We start from the raw sequence: 21,278 nt of genomic DNA, 5'->3' as shown, positions 1-21,278 counted from the left end.
TCTCTTAGGGAACTGGGGTGATGTCGTCGAGTTTCCAGCTTTTATCGAAGTAGGCCTCGGTCGGCGCGTACAGTCGGAAATAGCTGAACCAATGTTTGCCGGGGAGAGTTTGCACCCAGTTGCTCTCGAAGTCTTTTGGCGCGTGCGGTCCGAAGTAAAGATCGATCGATCCATCGGGGTTTTTCTTTAAATCCTGGCGTGAAGACAGGTCGGCCTTGCGTTGTGGGTTGTCGATCAGGCAGCGGCTGTCGATGTCGTAGACCGTCAGTGACCAGAATTGCCTGGCGGGTGGATTGGCGCCTACATGCAGCGTGTAGTGTTTGCCGCCGTCGAGCCATTGGCCGTCTTTATCGGTGTCGGCGCCGAGGTAGGTCTGGCCCAGGCCCGGGGTCTTGGACACCATGCCCTTGGTGTTGGTGACCGCCTCGTAGAACCAGGCGCTACGTTCCCACCGCTGGTCGTAGTAGCCAAGATGCTGGGAGGGTTCGACGATGTTCAGCACTGTGTCCCACTGCCGGTCTTGAGCAGGAAAATATCGAACAGGTTGAGGTCGCCGATGCCGGTGCTGTAGCCACTGTGCGGATCCGGGCGGGTGCTGATCGGCAGCGTGGCACGCAACAGCTGCGGCACGCCGATGAAGTCCGACGGTGCAATCGGCAATGTACCGCGCAGCAACAGGTCATTGGTGTGCGCGTTGCTGTCATACAACCTGGGCGTGTAGTAGTCCTGCAAGTTGGCGCCCGGCGCCAGGTTGAGCGGGTTGTTACTCTTGTTGGCGGTATCGGCGGTATCGGCGTGTGCAGAAAACGTCGGCAAGGTGAACGCGGCCAGCATCAATGCTGGAACAAGCGATGATCTGGACATGACAATTCCCCAATTCCATGGTGACTTGCCCGGCAACATCTGCGTGCTCGGGCTGCCCCGCGTCATAAACGCTGCAGGACCTGTCGATTGAAATTAGCAGCTATATCCAGACGCGCTAGCAACCCGAATGAATTAGTTGTTTAGAAAGGGGAAGAGCAGTGGCCTACCGCTCCAAAGAGCGATAGGCGGCAACGGGGAAGTGTCAGACTGCCAGTATGACTTTGACTTTGTCGCGCAGTTGATCGATGGAAAACGGCTTGCCAATCACGTGCATGCCCTCGGGCACATCGATGCTGTCGGCATAGCCGCTGGCAAACAGGATCGGCAGTTCAGCACGCAGTTCGCGCACTTTGGTCGCCAGTTGCTTGCCATCCATGTCCGGCAGGCCGACATCGGTCATCATCAGGTTGATGACCTTGCTGGAGTCTTCCACCACTTTCAGGGCCTCTTCGGCGTCGGCAGCCTCCAGCACCTGGAACTCCAACTCTTCAAGCACATCGACGATCAACATGCGCACGATGGCATCGTCTTCGACGACAAGGATGGTGGGGGCGGTGGCGGACATAATGAGGGTTCCCGAAAAGTGAGGTGCAGGTCGTGCTCAGTGCAAAGACCATCTTCTAATGAGTGGCTTCGATCCTGGCAAGTTCCCGCAGCAGGTCTTCATTGTGAAGGCAATGGACAAGAATGTCCCGCTCGGGAGCGGACCCTGCGCCTCACGTGGTCGAGTGAGGCGAGGGCTATTCACGTGCCAGGCATTATAACGGCGTCATCAACTGCGCTACGGCCGCACCGTCAACCTTGTCGGCAGCCAAATCGCGCGCTTGGAATTCGCTGACGTTGTAGGTCAGCGTGCCGTGTTTTTTGCCATAGGGCCTGCGCGTCACCGCAGTCAGCCCGCTGCTTAACGCTTTATCCAGGCCTTCCTGCATCGATTGCAATGTTTGGAATTTCACCAGCCCTGCGTCCGGGTCGTAAAAAAACCATTCTGTTTCTCCGTTCTTGACCTTGATGCCGGCTAACAGCCCATGATCTTTCTCACCGATCCTCAGGGTTTTCGAGGTGGGGGAGTTGGTCAGGTCTTCGATGATTTGCGCGGCCGTGCATTTTGTGACGGTTTGGTCCAGGTGAAAGCTTTTTTTGTCGCCGACCACATCTTGAAAAGTTCTCAGGGTCTTGATGAAGGTTTGCGATTCGGGGGTCAAGGGCGCGTCGGCGGCGCGGTACAGGTTGGTGAGGAACACGTCTTCTTTGCCATGCTCGATCGCCAGCGCCATCGTATTTGCCATTGCCGCGCACTCGCCGCGGGAGGCGGGGTCGACATGCGCGTGGTAGTGGGTCTGTGACGCCGGGAATAACCGCACACCGGGTGCATCGACGTCACAGTTCAGAAGATGTGAGGCGTATTGTGCATTCTCTATGGCCTTCGACTTGATTTCCTTGGCAAGCATGCCAATTTCTTCCGCAGTCCGGCCGGGCTTGGAAATCAGTTCGATGAGCCCTTGCGCGCTGATATCTGGGTAATAATCGCGAAGACGGGTCACATCGCCACTTTCAAAGCCACGATTGAAATCAGCGCGATTATGCGGCCACTGCGCACGCTCGAGGTTGTTCTTGAACCCTTCGTGATGAGGCCCGATCGGTGCTCCAGCGTCGATAGGGCCTGGCCTGCCATTCAGAGGGGTGAAGTGCTGCAAGGGCGCGCCAAATGCCTCCTGCTTGAGCGGATTGTAGGCGTACCAGTTGCCATTGCGATGGACAGCGACCCCGTCGACAGAACCCTCGGCGACTTTATACGACCCCAGGGCTGCCGCCCCATATTCCTTGTTGGCCGCCTTCAGCAGGTCATAGCTCCCCGATGCGCCCCGAACCTTGTTGATCAGCCATTGGCCTGAATGGCTGAACATTCTGGCGCCCTGGGTCGCCAATGCGGCTGTACCGATGGCCAGGCCCTTGGCGCCGCTCAAAGGGTTGAGTGCGCTGATCAGGGCGCCGCCGATGATGCGTCCCGCGTGCGCAGCCTTCACCGCAGTGGAGGCACCCGTCGAGGCTACCTTGGCGACTTTTGCGCCGGCTCCGTAGCCCGCGGTCAAGAGACCGAACGCATCCAGGCCAAGGTCGATAAGGCCCGACTCGTAGTCACCCTGGCGAAAATTGACAATGGCCGACCTCAAGGGAATCAAATTGAGGAAAAACTCCTTGACGCGCTCACCCCCGGCTTTCTGCTGATCCAGTGTCGTGGTTCCAAAGGCTTGCGTGCGTTGATCATGGCCACCGATATCCAAGTGTTTAAAAAAAGCGTCGGCGAGGTAGTGTGTGCGTGCGGAAGTAAAGCTCAAAGGGACTGGCGCCGAATCCACCGGTGTTTTTTCAGGCGCTTGGCGGTCATGGTCATCCGGTATGAATTTTTCTATGCGGGTCTGGATATTGCTGTTGCGTTGATCGCCCCGGGTAATCGCCGCTTCCGAGCGCTTGATGATGCGGCTGTTTAAAATGTCCACTTCATACACGCACACCTGCGGTTTTCCATCCACCATTCGCTGCGTTTTTATCAGCAACTCATTGCGTCTGGAGCGAAAGACGGGCGGGTTTATAAACCCTGTATCAATGACATATTGGTTTTTTTGGTAAAGATCAATTTTACCCAGTTCGAGGTTTTTTCGATCTTCCAGGGGCAGTTCAGAGATCAAGTGCCTTATTTGGGTCTTGACGCCTTTTTCCAGGGAGTCGACAGCGGTTTCGTACTGGCCGAGAAACTCGCCGTTGACGTTAAGCCTGGGCCGCTCGTTGATCGCGTCGATGGGGATTCGGCTATCGTCGGTTTTCCAGCGGACATTGATCCCCATCATCGCCATGTCGAGCATCGAATGCTTGCCATCCAACTGCTTGGATTTGTCATCCGAAACCGTCGTGAGACATTTCTCCTCGAACGGTAGGCCTTCGCCAAACTGTTGCTTGAGCTTCTCCAGGGCAATCGCTTTGCGACTTGGAATGCTGGCCCCGAGTAATTCAGAGGCCGTGGTTCTTTCGTTGATTTGCTGATTGAACGCGGTCCTGACGGTTTCCACCTCCTGCGGGGTGTAGAGCGCGTCCTCTTTCCTGGCGACAAGGCCATTGATCACGCCCCAATCCAGCAGCAAGGCCTGGGTGATGTGGTCCGGGGGATCATTCAGCGCTTGTGCCGCGCTCATGACATGGCCGTAGCTCATCTGTGACGCCGTTCCCGGCGCAATCGCCTCGATCTTGGCCACTGCCCGACAGAAATTGACCCAGGCCTGGCTGCCATTGACCACGCTGCCGGGAATATCCTGGACCAGCAACTGCGGCGCCACGCGTGCCAGCAACACGTGGGTGGCGAGTTTGGCTTCGGCCTGCGTGACCCGGCCGGCAGTCACCAGATGGCGACTCAGCCCATCGACGACAGTGGCCGCGGGCATGCCCCAATACGCTTCCTGACCCAGATCAAAGCCGGCGACCGACTGCCGCCGGGGTTGCTCGACGGACTCACGGTCCAGGCCAATGTTAATGGCGGCCATCACGTAATCGCCGAGGCTGGTGGGCGTGGCAATGCCATTCAGGCCGTCCTGCACGGCTTGGCCTATCGCCTGGGCCTTGGGTGACTTGAGCAGGGTTTGCAGGGCCTGGGCCGGTTCCTGCAATTGGGCCTCCGACAACGAGGCGGCGTTTATCAGCGCACCCAATGCGCCTCGGGCCAATCGCGTCTGGGTGTCGGAGGAGGGGGTCTGGTTATCACTGCGCAGGATGCTGGAATCGACAATGACCCGGACCTTGCGTTGCTCCTCCTGCGTCAGGGGATGGGGCCAGGACAGCGATCCGCCGAGATTGCCCTCTGGCTGTTGCAGGGCGTGAGCGTGAGCGGCTTCGGCCAGGTGAGCCAGGTCGGATCGGGTCTGAGGGATGGGCAAATCATGATGCTTGATAAACATTTCGAGGCTGACAGAGGGCACGCCGCCCAAGGCGTTGAACCGATGATCGTCGGAGCGCGCATCAATCGCGACCTGAGTGTTTTTCAAATGGGCCAGCACGGCAGAGGGCGCCGCGTCCTCGGCCAGGCTTTTTGCCGCGCGGGTCAGCTGTTGTGCCAGGTTCTTCCAATTGCGTGCGTTTGCTTGCGCACGCGACTGGGATGAATCCGATGGGGGCGCACCTGGCGTGTTCGCCGGGGGGGTGTCGTTTACGTCGGCAGCCGTGTGGGTAGATTGCGCTGACGTTGCAGGATGGGCGTGCTCTGTGACTCGGGGCTGTAGTTGCGAAACGGACGAAGACATCATCGTTATCACCTTTGCAGATTAGGATAATCGCCTACAAAAAAGCCTCACTGCGCGTGAGGCCTACTGCAAATGAGTGACGAGCCGAACTGAGCAGTTCCGGTGGGACCGCCTGCAGAAATGTCATAAATGTTTTGGTTGGGCGGATGTAACAGACTTGGCGGGCGGCACAGGTCGTGGCGCAGGAATCTGTACGCTTAATCCTCAATACACATTAGAAACGTAGCCCTGTACCGCCACTTTGGGGCAAACTCCCGGTTTTTCCATACTTGGCCAAGGCATGCCCATGACTCCTGCGTCGTCCGTCGATGAAAAGAGCTTTCGTACACTGCTCAGCCGAAACGTGGCTTTGCCCCTGGGTGTGGGCGTGCTCAGTGCGGTGTTTTTCGTCTGTCTGATCACCTATTTGCTCTCGGTTATCCAGTGGGTGGAGCACACCGACCGGGTCATCAACAACCTCAACGAGTCGTCCAAGCTGACGGTGGACCTGGAAACCGGCTTGCGCGGCTTCCTGATCACCGGTGACGAGCATTTCCTCGACCCGTATGAAGTGGCCAAGCCGCGCATCATTGGTGATTTACACAATTTGCAGGAGCTGGTGGCGGATAACCCTCAGCAAGTGGATCGGCTCAAGCGCCTGGAGGCGATGCAGGCCGAGTGGAACAAGTACGCCCAATCGATGATTGACCTGCAACGCCAGAGCGGCGATTACCGGGGGGCGGTGAAGTCCGGTCGCGGCAAGAGCCTGACCGACGCGATTCGCCAGGAATATGCAGACGCCGTGGAGATGGAGCAGCAGTTCCGTGTCGCGCGCAATCAAGATGTCACCCGCACCACCGTGATCAGCGTTACCGCTTACCTGGCTTTCGTGCTGGGCCTGAGTGGTTTTCTCGCCTATATCGGTCGTAAGAATTTACTTGCACTTTCAGATAGTTACAGCGCAAACCTCGCGTCACAACAGAAGATCGCGCGGCGCCTCGAACAACAAGCCTGGCTGCGTAACGGCCAGACCGAACTGGCCGAACAGGTGCTGGGCCAACTGACCCTGAACATGCTCGGGCGCAACATCCTGCAATTCTTTGCCCAGTACATGGGCTCGGCCGTCGCCGCGTTGTATGTGCGTGAGGAGCACGGCGGCCTCAAGCGCGTGGCCACTTATGGCTTCTCCCGCGAGCAGGAACAGTTGGAACAGTCGATCTACAGCGACGAGGGCATCGTCGGCCAGGCTGCCCAGCTGGACCGCCTGATTCGCCTCGACGACGTGCCGGTGGATTACTTCAAGGTCAGCTCCGGCCTTGGCGATGGCCCGACCCGCAGTGTGCTGGTGGTGCCGACCAGCGACGACGACCGCGTCAATGGGGTGATCGAGCTGGGGTTCCTGCGCCCGCTGGAAGAGCGTGATGTAGAGCTGCTGGAGCTGATTGCCGGGAACATCGGCACATCCATCGAGGCCGCGCGTTATCGCCAGCGTCTGCAGGAAGTCCTCGCCGAAACCCAGCAGCTCAACGAAGAACTGCAGGTGCAGCAGGAAGAGCTCAAGACCGCCAACGAGGAACTGGAAGAACAGTCGCGCATCCTCAAGGAGTCCCAGGCCCACCTGGAAACCCAGCAGGCGGAGCTGGAGCAGACCAACGAGCAGTTGGCCGAACAGACCCAGACCCTGGCCGAGCAGCGCGACGCCATGGACCGCAAGAACGTCGAGCTCAACCAGGCCCAGCTCGAGCTGGAAGACCGCGCCGAAGAACTGCAGCGCTCGAGCAAGTACAAGTCCGAATTTCTCGCCAATATGTCCCACGAGCTGCGCACGCCGCTGAACAGCTCGCTGATCCTGGCCAAGTTGCTGGCGGAGAACCCGCAGGAAAACCTCAGCGCCGAACAGGTCAAGTTCGCCGAGTCGATCTATTCGGCCGGCAATGACCTGCTCAACCTGATCAACGACATCCTCGATATTTCCAAGGTCGAAGCCGGCAAGCTCGAAATGCGCCCGGAAAACTCCAGCGTGGCGCGCCTGGTCGACGGCCTGCGCGGCATGTTCGAACCGCTGGCTGCCGACCGCAAGCTGGGTTTCCAGGTGGAGGTCCAGGAAGGCACACCGGCGATGCTGTTCACCGACCGCCAGCGGCTGGAGCAGATCCTCAAGAACCTGCTGTCCAACGCGGTCAAGTTTACCGAACAGGGCCAAGTGAGCCTGTCGGTGTACCGTGCGGCAGGCGAAGGCATTGCGTTCAGCGTGCGCGACTCCGGCATCGGCATTGCCCCGGACCAGCAGGAAAGCATCTTTGAGGCCTTCCGCCAGGCCGACGGCACCACCAACCGCCGTTATGGCGGCACCGGCCTGGGCCTGTCGATCTCGCGCGACCTGGCCAGCTTGCTCGGCGGCTATATCAGCGTGACCAGCGAGCCTGGCAAGGGCAGCGTGTTTACCCTGGTCTTGCCTGAGCAGTACGTCGAACGCCAGGATGACGCCCCGCCTATCGAGCAGCCGCGCCAGGTGGTGGCCGCCCCTGCGCCCAAGCCCATCGCGGTGTCGCCGCTGCCGGTGGCCGATGCGCACCTGATCCCGCGGTTTGCCGATGACCGCGACAAGGCACCGTTCACCACGCGCTGCATCCTGGTGGTGGAGGACGAGCCGAATTTCGCCCGTATTCTCTTCGACCTGGCCCATGAGCTGGGTTACCACTGCCTGGTGGCCCACGGCGCGGACGAGGGCTACAGCCTGGCCGAGGAATACACTCCGGACGCGATCCTGTTGGACATGCGCCTGCCGGATCATTCCGGGCTGACCGTGTTGCAACGCCTCAAGGAACACGCCAGTACCCGCCACATCCCGGTGCATGTGATTTCCGTGGAAGACCGCGTCGAAGCCGCCATGCACATGGGCGCGATCGGTTATGCGGTGAAGCCCACCACCCGTGAGGAGCTCAAGGACGTGTTCGCGCGCCTGGAGGCCAAGCTGACCCAGAAGGTCAAGCGCGTGCTGCTGGTGGAAGATGATGACCTGCAGCGCGACAGCATTGCCCGCTTGATCGGCGACGATGACATTGAAATCACCGATGTTGGCTATGCCCAGGCCGCCCTCGACCTGCTGCGCACCAATATCTATGACTGCATGATCATCGACCTGAAGTTGCCGGACATGCTCGGCAACGAATTGCTCAAGCGCATGGCCACCGAGGATATCTGCTCGTTCCCGCCGGTGATTGTCTACACCGGGCGCAACCTGACCCGCGATGAAGAAACCGAACTGCGCAAGTATTCGCGCTCGATCATCATCAAGGGCGCGCGCTCGCCAGAGCGCCTGCTGGATGAAGTCACACTCTTTCTGCACAAAGTCGAATCCCAGCTGTCCCATGATCGCCAGAAGATGCTCAAGACCGCCCGCAGTCGCGACAAAGTCTTCGAGGGGCGCAAGATCCTGCTGGTGGACGACGATGTGCGCAACATCTTCGCCCTGACCAGCGCCCTGGAGCACAAAGGCGCCGTGGTGGTGATCGGGCGTAACGGCCGCGAGGCCATCGACAAACTCAACGAAGTCGAGGACATCGATCTGGTGCTGATGGACGTGATGATGCCGGAAATGGACGGTTACGAGGCCACTGCCCTGATCCGCCAGGACCCGCGCTGGAAGAAGCTGCCGATCATTGCCGTGACGGCCAAGGCCATGAAGGACGATCAGGAACGCTGCCTGGCGGCGGGTTCCAACGATTACCTGGCCAAGCCGATTGATCTGGACCGTCTGTTCTCGCTGATTCGCGTATGGCTACCGAAGATGGAACGCATTTAAGTGGAGCGAAGTTTTTTGGAGAAGAGCAGCGATATTGAGCTGCGCCTGTTGATCGAGGCGATTTACCTCAAGTACAGCTACGACTTTCGCGACTACTCCGGTGCGTCAGTCAAACGCCGCGTGGCGCACGCCTTGCGCCAGTTTGATTGTGCGACCATTTCGGCGCTGCAGGAGCGGGTGCTGCACGACCCGGCAGCGTTCATGCAACTGCTGCAGTTCCTGACGATTCCGGTGAGCGAGATGTTTCGCGATCCGTCGCACTTCCTGGCAATCCGTCAGGAAGTGGTGCCGCTGCTCAAGACCTACCCGTCGATCAAGATCTGGATCGCCGGCTGCAGCACGGGGGAGGAGGTGTACTCCATGGCCATCCTGTTGCGCGAGGAGGGCTTGCTGGAGCGCACGATCATCTACGCGACGGACATCAACCCGGCGTCCCTGGACAAGGCCAAGCAGGGCATCTTTTCCCTGGAGAATGTGCGGGCCTACACCGCCAACTATCAGCAGGCCGGTGGCCAACGTTCATTTGCCGACTACTACACCGCGGCTTACGATTACGCGATCTTCGATAAGTCGCTGCGTGAGAACGTGACATTCGCCGATCACAGTCTGGCGACCGACAGCGTGTTCTCAGAAACACAATTAATTTCATGTCGTAACGTATTGATTTACTTCAATAAAAAATTGCAGGATCGAGCATTCGGATTGTTTCATGAGTCGCTGTGCCATCGCGGCTTCCTGGTGCTGGGCAGCAAGGAGACCCTGGATTTCTCCGCCTTCGGCAAACAATTCGAACCCTTGGTCAAACAGGAACGGATCTACCGAAAACTATGACTCAAGCGACTGCCAACCCGCCATTGGTCGCGGGTATAGAGGCTATCGTCATCGGTGCATCCGCCGGTGGTGTCGAGGCGTTGCTGAAGGTTTTTGCCGAACTGCCCAGAGGGTTCGGGTTGCCGATCATCACGGTGTTGCACCTGCCCGATGAGCGCCGCAGCCAGTTGGCCGAAGTGTTTGCCCGCCGCCTGGCCATGCCGGTGGTGGAAGCGCGCGACAAGGAAGTGATCCAGCCTGGCACCCTGTATTTTGCCGGCCCTGGTTATCACCTGTCGGTGGAGCACGATCGCAGCCTGTCGTTGAGCCAGGAAGAGCGCGTACACCATTCGCGGCCCGCGATCGATTTCCTGTTCGAGTCCGCCGCCGATACCTACGGCCCGGGCCTGCTCGCCATACTGTTGACCGGCGCCAACCAGGACGGCGCCCGTGGCCTGGCCCACGTCAAGCAACAGCGTGGAACTACCGTGGTGCAAGAACCCACTGAAGCACGTGTTGCCATCATGCCCCGTGCAGCCCTGGCGCTGCATACACCTGACCACATTCTTACGTTGAGCCAGATTGGCTCACTGTTGGCTTCCCTGGAATATTCCCCATGTTAAGTACTGTCCAGGCCAAACTGCTGATCGTTGACGATCTGCCGGAGAACCTGCTGGCCCTCGAAGCGCTGATCAAGCGCGAGGATCGCCAGGTCTTCAAGGCATTGAGCGCCGATGAAGCCTTGTCCCTGTTGCTGGAGCACGAATTCGCCATGGCGATTCTCGACGTGCAGATGCCCGGCATGAATGGTTTCGAGCTGGCCGAGCTGATGCGCGGTACCGAAAAAACCAAGAACATCCCGATTGTGTTCGTCAGTGCCGCCGGCCGCGAACTCAATTACGCCTTCAAAGGCTACGAAAGCGGCGCCGTGGACTTCCTGCACAAGCCGCTGGATATCCATGCGGTGAAGAGCAAGGTCAATGTGTTCGTCGACCTGTATCGCCAGACCAAGGCAGTCAAGCAGCAACTCGAAGCCCTGGAGCGCGCGCGTCGTGAGCAGGAACTGTTGCTCACGCGCCTGCAGGCCACCCAGGCCGAACTGGAGCAGGCGGTGCGCATGCGCGATGATTTCATGTCGATCGTCGCCCATGAAGTGCGTACGCCGCTCAACGGCCTGATCCTTGAAACCCAGCTGCGCAAGATGCACCTGGCGCGGGACAATGCGGCCGCGTTTACCCTGGACAAGATGCACGCCATGGTTGACCGCGACGAACGGCAGATCCAGAGCCTGATCCGCCTGATTGAAGACATGCTCGACGTGTCGCGCATCCGCACCGGTAAATTGTCGATTCGCCCGGGGCGTTTTGACCTCGCGCAACTGGTGCGCAACCTGGTCGAGAACTTCGCGCCGCAAGTGGCGGCGGCGGACTCGTCCATGCACCTGGTGGCTGAAGAACCGGTGGAAGGCAACTGGGACGAGTTCCGTATCGAGCAGGTGGTCACCAACCTGCTGACCAACGCCTTGCGCTACGGGGCCAAGAGCCCGGTGGATGTGCGCGTATACCGCGAGCACGGCGAAGCGCGGGTAGAGGTGCGCGACCGTGGCATCGGTATCAGCCAAGAGAACCAGAAGCGCATTTTCCAGCAGTTCGAGCGGGTTTCCGCCAGCCAGGTGGCGGCGGGCCTGGGCCTTGGGTTGTTTATTTCAGAGCAGATCGTTGCAGCCCATGGCGGCACCATCGAGGTCGAGAGCCAGATAGGCGAGGGCGCCTTGTTTCGGGTGTGCCTGCCCCTTGAGCCGTCGGTATGAAATCAATCGTCACCCCGACGCAACCTCTGCGTGACCCCATGGTCGTAATTGCAGCAATTGACCGGACAAAGGCTTCCCATGAGTGAAGATGCACAAGATGTCGTACTGATCGTCGAGGACGACGAATCCATTATGTTTGTGCTGGGTGAGTACCTGGCAGGCCTGGGCTATCGGGTGTTGAAGGCAATTGACGGGGAGCAGGCGTTCCAGATCCTGGCGACCAAGCCGCACCTGGACCTGATGGTCACCGACTACCGCCTGCCGGGCGGAATTTCCGGCGTGCAGATCGCTGAACCGGCGGTCAAGCTGCGCCCGGAATTGAAAGTCATCTTTATCAGCGGCTACCCGCAGGAAATCCTCGACTGCAACAGCCCGATCACGCGCAATGCACCGATCCTGGCCAAGCCGTTCGATCTGGATACGTTGCAGGAGCATATCCAGCGCTTGTTGGCTTGACTCTATTCGCTGTTTTTACATGTTTTTGAATCCCAGCTCGCGTCGTCCGCGCACCACGGACGACGCGGAGCTGTTTGCGTACACACCGATCTAACGCGCTAGCCGGCAGTATTCCATGGTTTTTTGCCGTAGAACGCGGGGCGATAGTTGATCACTTGTTTTACCTGTTTGTTGCCAGATAGTCCGTCGCTGACGATGTCGACTCGCTTGTGTTCATTATCGACTTTTAGGATTCTGTCGACTTTTCCTTCGAAGTCTCTTTTGAGTTTTTCTTCCGCGATGGTTAAAAGAGCGTTCTTATCGAGCTTTGGATTTTTGATTTTAGCGATGTGCAGATTAGCTTTAAATGGTCTCTCGAAGTCATTGGTTTTGACCGTGACGGTGCCTTCGAAGGCTGCCACAGGCTTGCCGGTCAGCTCACCAAACTTGGCCGCAAAAGAATGGGTACCGGCCTCGCCAGAAAAACAGGTAACAAATCGTACGCTGTCGTATTTCTTCGGATCGATACCGTGTTTCTCAAGTAGTTTGAGAAATTGTGCTGGCGTGTAAGAGTGCTCGGCGAAGTCTGATACAGTCGAGCCAAGATTGAATAATTTTTTTAGCGGGTTTCTTTCCCAACCATGCGCAACAATCGTCAATCGGGACGTGCCTTGAACGTCGTTTACAAAAGTGAATATTTCTTTGTCAATCGCTTTTATGTCCCTCATCGCGCCGCCCATATCCACGACGTTGTCAACTGCCAGTTGCCTTCCGAGTAAAGAATAGCGGTCATTCGCGCCGCCGGGGTTCATGCTGAAGCCCTCAAGCGGTCGCCCATAAACCTTATCCGCCTTGGCCGAGTAGCGGTAAACTTTTCCGGTACGGGTATCCACTTTGGCAAGTGTCTTGTACTGGCTCACCCCATTGGGCCCCTTCACCGTCAGTTCGGCGACATCCGCTCTCGTCGCCAAATGCAGCAAGTCCGAGTTGCGAATGGCACCACTCAAGGATTTTGCCCCCTTGCCAGCCAGCTTGGCACCTCCAATCGCCAAGTCACCCAGCCCGTCGAGGGGGTTAAGGGCGCCAATGGCCCCTCGGCCGACTATTTTGCCCACATGAAGCGTTTTGCCCAGCAATGAGGCGCCGACTTGCAGGGCTTTGGCGCTCTTTGCCGCAGCACCTATCCCCGCCATAAATCCAAATATGTCCAGCGACAGATCAAGAATACCCTCGCCAATTTTCCCTTCCTGAAAGTTGATAATTGCCGATCGCAGCGGAATCAGGTTGAGCATGAACTCTCGAAACTTCTTGTAGAAGGGCACTTCGGTATCAAAGGTCGTCAGTCCCTGCGCTTCTTTTTCAAAAGTTTCGATATCCGAGTTGGTTATAAATGCATCCGCTATGTAGGACGTCCGCTCACTGCTGTAGCTGTTGGGAACCACGGGAGCGTCGTGTTTTTCATCGGTTAAGCCTGGGGGGTACGGACGTGACGAAACGGGTTTTACTTCTACGAAATTTGTGCCTGGGTGGGTGTGATCGAGTGGAAACTTGCCAGGCTGGAAATCTCCAAGGTCAGTACGTTCGAGGATTCGATCATTCTTTAGGTCCACCTCATAGGTGAGAGGCGCCTTCCCGGTTCGTTCAATTTTGAACAGCAAGTTATTATCGGTATTTCTCTTTGGTATCGGCCCCATTGAGTAGGGTGTGTAGGTTATGCTGTCCTCTCGGACAATAGTGATTTTGCCTTCCTCAAAATCTTTCCGAATGGCCAACGGCTGTTTAGATATCAAGCTTTTGAATTGAACGCCGAGGCTTTTCTTGATTGCCGTACTGTAGTCTCGAAACGTTGCTTTAAAACTACCCGACACATCAGGCAGTTCTTTTAAGACGGCAAGCACGCTGCGGGTATCAATATCAGCGGATGAAGAAACTAATGCAGCGACGACGTCACCGGTATTATGACGAATGTTATCGCTGACGTTGTTTCGTACAATCGGTGCATCCTGCACACTTCTGCCGTCGAGATACAGGTCCATGATCGAGTAGGGCCTGGGAAATCGGGCACGTCAGGTTCGAAGCTCATGCATTTTTTATCAAACAGCGCCGGATCCATGTCAGGCAACGCGTTCTTCAACGCTGCCAATGCGATGTCCCTTGCGATCGGCATCGGAGTACGTTGCGCCTGGGAAGCAGCGCTCAGTTCTTGAATCTGGCGATTGAAAGCGTTACGCACGGTCTGCATCTGTGGGTCGTTCTGGGGGTATCCCAGGCCATTGGCCAGCGCCCAATCCTTGAGGGCGTTTTCCTGGGCAACATATTCAATCTGACGCTCCTCGGCAGAGACCGGTGCAATGGATGCGTGGAGCATGACCTGCGCATAGTTCATGGTTGCAGTCGAACCGGGTGCACTGGCTTCAAGCCGATCTACGGCCGTGACAAAGCTGACCCAACTGTGAGTGCCATAGATCAGCTTGTCAGGGATGTCCTTGACCAGAAACTCAGGCGCCCGGGTCGATAGCAGCAGGTGTACTTGAATATTCGCCTTCTCGGGCGACGAGGCTCTGCCCAAGGTCGTGACAATTTCCTTGATTATTTCTGCGGCGTTCTTACCGTAATTGTACGAGGTTGCCAGCATGCACCCGCCAAGGCTGGCTTTTGGTGACACGCCCGGTGGGCTTCTGCGAAAGCTCTCATCAATGCTCAAGGCTGCCAGCAACCAATCTTCGGCACTGCCTTTGATCGCCATCGTTTCGAACTCGGCCATGATCGCTTCGCCCAATGCCTGGCCTTTCGGAGACTGGATCACCCGGTCGATCACCCGTTGCGGGTCCTGCAACTCGGCGGGCCCAAAGTTCATGCCCTGCATCAAATATTCCAGCACGCTGTTGAAGCGGCTCACATCTGGGTCTGTCCTGAGGTACGTCAGCAGTTGCTGCTGGCCGTTGCGATCAAGCGGAACCGGCCAGGTGAGTGCGCCCCCATAGTTTCCATAAGGTGAGCTTTTGGGTTCTGGAGCGAGCAGGGCACTCACAAGGTTTTCCACCTGCAGTCCAGTGGTTGGGATATCCCAGCCATTGGTTTGCAGGTACTGCTTAAGGCTGATCTCACCTGATGTGCCAGCAAGCGTTTTCGCATAGGTGCTGTCGGGATCGACCGGGATTGTATTCTTCTCAAGATGCTCACCGATCAACGACGGTGGCAGGTCTCCGGTTTCCAGAAAGGTAACCATCTGCATGAAACCCTGGGCTGCGTGGCGCTGCGTATTGTGGTTAGCCAGTACCGTCCTCTGCCTGTCGAGGCTTTCTTCGCTGCGGGCTTCATGAAGACTGGAAAATTGCTCCAGGGGCAGTTCTTGGAAGGCCTTGTCCCGCTCCAGCTCTGCGACCCGCTGTGGCACTTCACCGGGCAGCGTTGCACGCTCCCGATAGAAACGCCCCACGAGCCATAATGGCGCGCTGTTGCTATTTTCCGACAAGGGTGGCTTGAATTTCGAAAACCCATAATTCGCGGCAATGACTTTGCCGGCCTGCATGACCGGACCGCTCACCTCTGCCCAGCGCTTGTCGTCTTGCCCACGGCTCTGCAGTAAAGGATTGGAGGTAATGTGATGCTGAACCTTGTAGGAAATTTGGCCTGTTTCAGGAGATATCTGAACCGTGCGGGTATCGATCCCCACAGATCTCATCCAGTCGCCCACATCCGGGGACTGCATGGCGCGCCCCAGTTGTGCCCACCACTGGCCAAAGGTGGAATGTGGCGGAATGTTTTCCAGCATAAGCTCGCTGTCCCGGCTGGCGATACCGGTGATTTGTGGCAGTGTGCTGGCATAAAGCGCCGCCAGTTGAGTGTCGCCAGTGGCGCGAGAGGTATTCGAAAACGGGGAGGGTGTCGGGGTATCGCTTTCGGGGCCGATGCCAATGCCCGTAGTCGGCTGATCAACGGGAACCTGGGGGAAGGTGGAATTCTGGGTAGGTGTGCGAGGTGTCTGGGCTGCGGAGTTCGGCATCATCATCGGTGTGGTTCATCCAGGTCTTATTCAGAGGGTACCAGGGGCACATTTCATACCCTCAGGTACAAACCTTCGTACCCAAACCATGATGAGTAATTCCACGCTTCGCCTGGCCAATGATTACAGGCTATGTTCGTGATGGGCGGTGACCCTGCGAACGCAGTCAGGCCCGAATCATCTCCCTCACCTTACGGATGTATAGGCAGCATCAACGCGTTTTTCCGGCACGGTTGCCTGGCGATCGTTGGCTCAGTAGGCTCGGTACCTACCGGCGGGGCAGAGGATCAGGTTGCTGGAGCCAGCCTCAGCCCCGCCGGCCAAAGGCGCGGGAATACGTGAATGCAGTCCTGCATCGTTGGCTTGATGGAGGACCGGCGTCGAAAGCTCGACGCCGCTGATTTCATAGGTTCAAGGTGCCAATTTTTTCACATTGGCATTAAGTGTGCTGGCGGGTGTGTAGGCAAATTGCCAACCCGGGTTGCCCCGGAGCCCATCGAGGAAGTCCTGCAGGCCTTTGCTTTTGCCATTGCTAAGGGGGAACACTGATATCTCGCCGCTATATTCGGGCGGATTGCCGTTTCTGATCATCGCCACGTCCAGTTCCGGACCATTGATATTGAAAAGATACAGCTCATCGTTTTTTGTTTTTTTTTTGTAGACGGTATGCCCGAATTCTCCGCCTTGGTTGGCATGCTTGAAATTAATCAGCCCAGACTCTGTGATGACTTCGGCATTGAACGTCGCCTTCAGACTGTCTTGTTTGATGTCCATCAAGTCCAGATAGCGTTGTGAGTAATTAGCACCCTCACGATTTGTACTTGCTATGACCGCGTCAAGTACTTCGGGCGAAAAGGTTTTTTCAGATTGACCGATGAGCACGGAAGACTCGTAACAGATTCGCTGTTGATTGTCCGGCGCCTGTTAGAAAATTTCCCAATTCTTCCGTAATTCTGCGTTAGAGAGAGAGGCGTAGTGCCAGAAAGCGCTAGGGGGGCATACAGTTTTTTGACATCTGCGCTGAACACACTGTTTTTTTGCTGCCAGGCACCGATTCTGGCCAAGCCGTTCGATCTGGATACGTTGCAGGAGCATATCCAGCGCTTGTTGGCTCGCTGGTTTCACGTGTTTTTGAACCCTAGCTACGCGTCGTCCGTGCACCACGGACGACGCGTAGCTATTTGCGTCCACACCGATGTAACGCGCTAGGCGGCAGTTGAGGTAAAGTTGAATTTTAGCGGGCGATAGTAAAGCCTGATGGATTCCGAGTATTCACTGGTTAAATAACTGTCCCCTGGCATGGGAGCTTTTTTAGGGTGAACATTTAAAGAGGGCTGCAGTCGCCTCAGCACTTCTTTTTTGATCTCCTCTGTTAAGTGGGGGGAATTTGACCTCGGACCTGCTAAAAGGAAATCAACATCCTGAGGCTCCAAATCGGCATGGAGTCGGCCTTGGAAAGCCTTGACGTTACGCTTGATTAACCCGCCGAATTGACCCCCGAAAGAATCGGCACCTCCGTTACCAGAGTGGCACATTAACAGGCGCACGTTATTATAACTCTCCGGGTTGATATTGGAGGCCTTGAGCGTCGCCAACAGTTCGACAGGGGTATTGCCCTTGCCGTTGTAATACATTTTCATAGGTTCATCAAGAAGCAGCTGCCCGTAATTTGGGTTAACGCCATGTGCACAAATATTAAGGCGCTCCACGCCTTTGTATTCGTCCACATATGTGAAAATACCCACCCCGGGCGCATTGAAGTCCTTGAGTTTTCGACCAAAATCCATAGCATTATCTCTGGCCAGACTCCTTTCCAGATGGTTTCGCTTCACTCTTAGCACGACACCGTCTGTGCCCAACGTGTCATCGATATATCTTGCCGTTTCAGGTGTAAAGTTATCCAGGGGCTTGCCATAGACTTTGTTTTTAACAACATCATAAGGTACCCATTTACCCGCCGTTTCGTTGTATTTGGCCGTGACGCTTACAGGTTCGGTACTGCCAGCCACTTTATACGTTCCCATTGCAATATCGTGCCGGTTAGACAGTTTTATCAAATCGACGTTATCCGCAATGCCCATCAACTTGCCGAAACGCTGGGGGCCGATGGTAGTGAGTTTTTGTCCGCCTTTTCCCACCAGGCGAACCAAGTCATCCAGGCCACCTACCGGGTTTGCTGCGGCAAGAATGCCTGCGCCGGCCATTTTGGCAATGCTCAAGGATTTGAGCGCCCCGCGGGTGCCCATTTTGCCAATATTACTGGCAACCTTTCCCGCAGGGACCACGAAACTCAAGCCATCCATGACAAACAGCATGGCGGCCTGTGCAGCGTCCCCGTCAATAGCTGCTTCGATGGCGTTCTTGAACGGAATCAAGCCCAGCAGGAACTCTCGTCCGGCGATGTGTTGTCGGGTGGTTTCCTCCAAGGCGCTTTCCCCGTGGGCAGCATTCTTGAATGTTTCATAGTCAGGTGTGAAATGTTGGCTGGCCGCCAGTTCAGCAAGGTATTCGGACTTCCCACCGAAATAAGACATCGGCATGGCGTTGACCGAACTGTCCTGAGGGGGCGGCACCCATTCTTTTTCTGGCGTTATGCGATGCAGCTGTATTTGCGAGGTGGTCGACTCGCCCCGAGGCGGTTTACCGGTTTTGTAGGCATTCCAATCAAGGCGGTGAGTTTTATTTATTTCGGTATTCGCCAGCGGTTTCACACCGCCAAGTTCCAATTGACGGGGAAGATCCGTGCGTTTACGAATCAGCATGCTATTGGGGAAAACCTCGTAATGGCAAACATTGCCCTCGTGCTCAGAGCGAATTAACAATCCACCTAATCCTTTCGCAACGATTTCATCCGCGGAGGGGATGAGATGTGAAGCATGACCGGTGATGGCCGGGCGTAAGTAATATAATTCCTGCTTACCAAACTCAAGATGCTTACGGTCCTCCTCAGGCAACTTCGAAAACATATTCTTCAGCAGGTTTTTATGGCTGACTTTCATTCCATGGTGGTAGGCGTCGAATCTCGTTTTGAAAGTAAAGTTCGGGTCCGTCAAGCCTTTGCTGGTGAGGTCATTAGCCGACAGGCTTGAATCGATAGATCTCCAGCGCCCAGGGCGCAACTCGTTTGACATATAAACGTCGACCGGCGAGAAATAACGATTGTCACCGTATTGCTCGTTGGCCGATTGCAGGTAGTTCCTTTCCAGCGGTAGCGTCTCGCCAAACACTTCCTTTAACTTTTCCAGCGCTATGTCACGGCGGGTCGGCATGGGCGTCATGAGGTGCTGGGAGACTTTCGACAACTCTTCAACTTGCTGATTAAAATGTGTCTGGCACAGCTTTAAATCTTCCAGTGAGGGAGTATCGCCCGCTTGATTGCCGATGACGCTATTGAGCTTCCCCCAGAGCATCAGCGATTCATTGGTAAACACGTTCCTGAGCGCTTGCTCATCACTGCTGAGCGGTGTCAGGTTGGCGCGCTCCATAATCTGAGTGAAGTTCATTTGAGCACTGGCCCCAGGCGCCTGTGCCTCAATGAACTTGACCGCAGCCCTCAAGTGCATCCACGAATTGGAGCCATAGGTAACGCTACTGGGGATGTCCTTGACCAATAGCTCCGGGGCGGCACGGGATAGCAGCAGATGCGTTCCAATGGGGGCTAGCCGTGCCGACGTTTTGCCGGTGGCGACCAAGTGGTCCGACAGTGCCTGCTTTACGCCCGCCAAGGGTTGACCGTAGAGGCGGTCGGCCGATAGATCGAACCCCGCCGTATGATGCTGTTTAGGCGTAAATACAGATTCGTTGTCCAGGGTGGTCATGATCGCGGTCAAGGCCCAATCCTGGAAGGTCTCCTCCGTTACTGCGGCGCCCATTTTTTCTTGAAGCGCCTTGCCCAACTCAAGCGCCTTGGGAGAGCCGAGGACATCCTCAATGACTCTGCGAGGGTTACGCAGGTCGTAAGTCTCAAGCGGCATCCTCTTCATGAGGTAATCCAGTGCGCCCTTCTTTCTGACAGCCGGGTTTTCCCCGTCCAGACCAGGAAGCTTCAAGTTGTAGAGGACATGGCTGTAAACGTGTGTCTGCGACTCCAGATCCAGCGGTGGGGACCAGGATAATCCGCCGCCGAAGTCTCCATGGGGAGGCTCTTGCAGTGTCGGTATATCCAGGACTTCAATCATATTGTTCAGTTCAACGCGGCTTTTGGGTAGCTGCCATCCATTGCCCGAGATAAAGGCTTCAAGGCTGACAGTGTCGCTGACTTGCTCCTCTTGGTTAAGGCTGTAGCTGGACAGGGGATGAACCTGCAGCAATGTGTCTTTCAAATACCTGGCGATCTGCGCTGGGTCATCGTTGGGGAGGGCACGCAGCTTGGCCCCCAGGACGTGTTTATCCTGGGCATCTCCCAGCGCTGTCTGCTCATGCGCCAAGGCTTCATCAGAGCGCTCATGAACCCGCTTGGCCAGATCAGCCGGCGGTATCGGCTCAAATATTTTTGTCCGCTCCAGTTTCGTGGCGCGCTCTGCCAAGGTACCCATCGACCAAGGCCGCCTGGGCTCGCCATAGAACTTGCCGATTGTCTCCAAGGGGGCGGATGAACCGGAGGTGGGCGCTGTAATCGCTGTCTTTCCAAGCCCCAATACGCCCGCAGCTTTCATGACAGGCGCCATGAAAACAGGCCACGACTTATCCTGCTCGGGGCCCCATAAGGATTTGCGTTCGCCATGAATGTAGCAGGAGATCTGGTCGAAACCCGGATAAATCTCGATGGGTTTCGATAGATCGATATGTTTGCTTTTGGCCCACACGGTAAACGGTGGGCTCTTGATCGCGTCATGAAGATGCGACCACCATTTGCCGAACGACGAATCCTTAGGAATATTATCTAACGACTCCTGCAGGATCCCGTTTTTAATGCCATCGCGCAGGGCGTTGGCATAGAGTCCGGCGAGCACACTATCTCCTTGAACGTATCCACTAAGATTCGAACCTTCAGGGGGCGTCTCTAACGGCCTACTCCTGCGCTCGGGTGTTGAGCTGTTCGCCTGAATACCCCCTGACACTGCATTGACTGGAAGGGGTCTCAGGGAATTGCTGGTTGATAACATGCTCGCCTCGCTTCGCGTACTAAAAATATGGCCGTGTCATATGTCATGGTATGGCCCTATAAGTTGTTCAGCTTGGGCGGCGGGTTCCACAGCAGACATAGAAAGACTTATATGTTTACTAATAGGCGGATATACCCCTTGGGGCGGGCGGTTTTTAAAGAGAATTGATGAGCCC

General features: G+C 56.5%; 11 protein-coding genes and 3 pseudogenes. 6 read left to right on the top strand and 8 right to left on the bottom strand.

Annotated features, from left to right (window positions below; all coding sequences use genetic code 11):
- Positions 1 to 4 precede the first annotated feature (4 nt).
- From BBG20_RS16995 to BBG20_RS16980, 4 genes and pseudogenes are all read right to left on the bottom strand, one after another.
- Positions 5 to 520, bottom strand: a pseudogene (locus BBG20_RS16995) (DUF1214 domain-containing protein); the annotation flags it as partial.
- Positions 517 to 834 (bottom strand): annotated as a pseudogene (locus tag BBG20_RS16990) (hypothetical protein); the annotation flags it as partial. The pseudogenes BBG20_RS16995 and BBG20_RS16990, both read right to left, overlap by 4 nt.
- A 232-nt stretch (positions 835 to 1,066) precedes the next feature.
- Positions 1,067 to 1,429 (bottom strand): response regulator, encoded by a 363-nt coding sequence (locus BBG20_RS16985; RefSeq protein ID WP_065905392.1) that lies wholly within the window; start codon positions 1,427 to 1,429, stop codon positions 1,067 to 1,069.
- Positions 1,430 to 1,622: 193 nt separating this feature from the next.
- On the bottom strand, positions 1,623 to 5,153 hold the full coding sequence (locus tag BBG20_RS16980; RefSeq protein ID WP_141697296.1) for a hypothetical protein: 3,531 nt from the start codon (positions 5,151 to 5,153) through the stop codon (positions 1,623 to 1,625).
- 286 nt (positions 5,154 to 5,439) lie between these two features.
- Here BBG20_RS16980 and BBG20_RS16970 point away from each other — a divergent pair, with 286 nt between their 5' ends.
- The 5 genes from BBG20_RS16970 (at position 5,440) to BBG20_RS16950 (ending at position 12,013) form a co-directional block, all read left to right on the top strand.
- Positions 5,440 to 8,937 carry a response regulator gene (locus BBG20_RS16970; RefSeq protein WP_065905386.1) on the top strand — a complete coding sequence of 1,166 codons (3,498 nt, stop codon included), beginning with the start codon at positions 5,440 to 5,442 and terminating at the stop codon, positions 8,935 to 8,937.
- A complete protein-coding gene (locus BBG20_RS16965) occupies positions 8,938 to 9,768 on the top strand; it encodes a CheR family methyltransferase (protein ID WP_371920652.1) in 831 nt (276 codons plus the stop codon). It begins immediately after the preceding gene.
- Entirely contained in the window at positions 9,765 to 10,370 is a 606-nt protein-coding gene (locus BBG20_RS16960; RefSeq protein ID WP_065905383.1) for a chemotaxis protein CheB, read from the top strand. The genes BBG20_RS16965 and BBG20_RS16960 overlap by 4 nt, the downstream gene beginning before the upstream one ends.
- A complete protein-coding gene (locus BBG20_RS16955; RefSeq protein WP_065905381.1) occupies positions 10,364 to 11,557 on the top strand; it encodes a hybrid sensor histidine kinase/response regulator in 1,194 nt (397 codons plus the stop codon). Before BBG20_RS16960 ends, BBG20_RS16955 begins: the two co-directional genes overlap by 7 nt.
- A 78-nt stretch (positions 11,558 to 11,635) precedes the next feature.
- Complete coding sequence (locus tag BBG20_RS16950) at positions 11,636 to 12,013, top strand: response regulator (protein WP_065905380.1); 378 nt, start codon at positions 11,636 to 11,638, stop codon at positions 12,011 to 12,013.
- 98 nt (positions 12,014 to 12,111) lie between these two features.
- Here BBG20_RS16950 and BBG20_RS16945 read toward each other — a convergent pair whose 3' ends face one another.
- From BBG20_RS16945 to BBG20_RS16935, 3 genes are all read right to left on the bottom strand, one after another.
- Entirely contained in the window at positions 12,112 to 14,028 is a 1,917-nt protein-coding gene (locus BBG20_RS16945; protein WP_141697295.1) for a hypothetical protein, read from the bottom strand.
- On the bottom strand, positions 13,923 to 16,004 hold the full coding sequence (locus BBG20_RS16940) for a hypothetical protein (RefSeq protein WP_065905377.1): 2,082 nt from the start codon (positions 16,002 to 16,004) through the stop codon (positions 13,923 to 13,925). The genes BBG20_RS16945 and BBG20_RS16940 overlap by 106 nt, the downstream gene beginning before the upstream one ends.
- 405 nt (positions 16,005 to 16,409) lie before the next feature.
- Positions 16,410 to 16,880, bottom strand: coding sequence for a hypothetical protein (locus BBG20_RS16935; protein ID WP_141697294.1), 471 nt, complete (start codon positions 16,878 to 16,880; stop codon positions 16,410 to 16,412).
- 165 nt (positions 16,881 to 17,045) lie between these two features.
- Between BBG20_RS16935 and BBG20_RS32600 the strand changes: the two are divergent.
- Positions 17,046 to 17,111: pseudogene (locus tag BBG20_RS32600) on the top strand (response regulator); the annotation flags it as partial.
- Positions 17,112 to 17,203: 92 nt separating this feature from the next.
- Here the strand turns inward: BBG20_RS32600 and BBG20_RS16930 are convergent.
- Positions 17,204 to 20,950, bottom strand: a complete 3,747-nt coding sequence (locus tag BBG20_RS16930; protein WP_065905370.1) for a hypothetical protein — start codon at positions 20,948 to 20,950, stop codon at positions 17,204 to 17,206.
- Between the last annotated feature and the right edge of the window lie 328 nt (positions 20,951 to 21,278).

This window comes from Pseudomonas aylmerensis (assembly GCF_001702265.1).
GTDB classification, from domain to species: Bacteria; Pseudomonadota; Gammaproteobacteria; order Pseudomonadales; family Pseudomonadaceae; genus Aquipseudomonas; species Aquipseudomonas aylmerensis.
This window is presented reverse-complemented; position numbering and strand designations above follow the sequence as displayed.